Genomic DNA, 790 nt, shown 5'->3' with positions numbered 1-790 from the left:
TCCGAGTGGTCGGCGGCGGCGCACGAAGGCAGAACGGGCGCGGATCGCGGCGGAGAGCATGATGCCCGGAGTGACGGTTGCGGATATTGCGCGCCGGTATGGCACGACACGTTGGCAGATTTACGATTGGCGCAAGCAGTTGCGCCAAGGCAATCTCGTGGTGCCCGAGAGCGTGGCATCCTTGCCGGTCTTCGCGGAGTTGGTGGTCGATGACAGCGCGGCCGCGGCACCGGCGGCGGCGACCAGGTCCGATATCGAGATCGTTGTCGGCGATGTCATGATCCGTGCTGGCGCTGGTGCCGATGAGGGCCAGCTGATGCGGGCGATCCGGGCGGCACGGGCTGCCGCATCGTGATGTTCGGTCATGGCGAGCCGATGAAGGTCTTCGTGGCGACCCGGCCGGTGGACTTTCGTAAGGGCATCGATGGGCTGGCGCTGGCGGTGCAGGAGATGTTCGGGATGGACCCGTTTTGCGGGGCGGCTTTCGTCTTCCGGGCGAAACGCGCCGACAGGATCAAACTGCTGATATGGGATCAGACCGGTATGGTTTTGGTTCACAAGCGGCTGGAAGGTGGCAAATTCGTCTGGCCACAGGTGCGCGACGGGGTCATGCGCATGTCCAACGCGCAGTTTGCAGCGCTGTTTGAGGGCGTGGATTGGCGGATGGTCCGCCCCGAACGGGCGCGGCGCCCGCTGGCGGCGGGGTGACTGGCAGGCTGCGTCGAAAGGCCAGTTTTTACTGGCCTCACAGGGCATCCTGTGATTCACTTCCCTCATGGAAACCCCTGAT

The 790-nt window shown here is 64.4% G+C and carries 2 protein-coding genes; both read left to right on the top strand.

Annotated elements, in window-relative coordinates; translation table 11 throughout:
* Positions 1-355, top strand: a 355-nt coding sequence (gene tnpA, locus Q0601_RS24625; RefSeq protein WP_305292851.1) for an IS66-like element accessory protein TnpA, incomplete at its 5' end; no start/stop codon positions are given.
* Positions 355-708, top strand: a complete 354-nt coding sequence (gene tnpB, locus Q0601_RS24620; RefSeq protein ID WP_036708309.1) for an IS66 family insertion sequence element accessory protein TnpB — start codon at positions 355-357, stop codon at positions 706-708. The genes tnpA and tnpB, both read left to right, overlap by 1 nt.
* Positions 709-790 lie beyond the last annotated feature (82 nt).

It is taken from the genome of Paracoccus wurundjeri, assembly GCF_030678915.1.
Taxonomy (GTDB): Bacteria; Pseudomonadota; Alphaproteobacteria; order Rhodobacterales; family Rhodobacteraceae; genus Paracoccus; species Paracoccus onubensis_A.
This window is presented reverse-complemented; position numbering and strand designations above follow the sequence as displayed.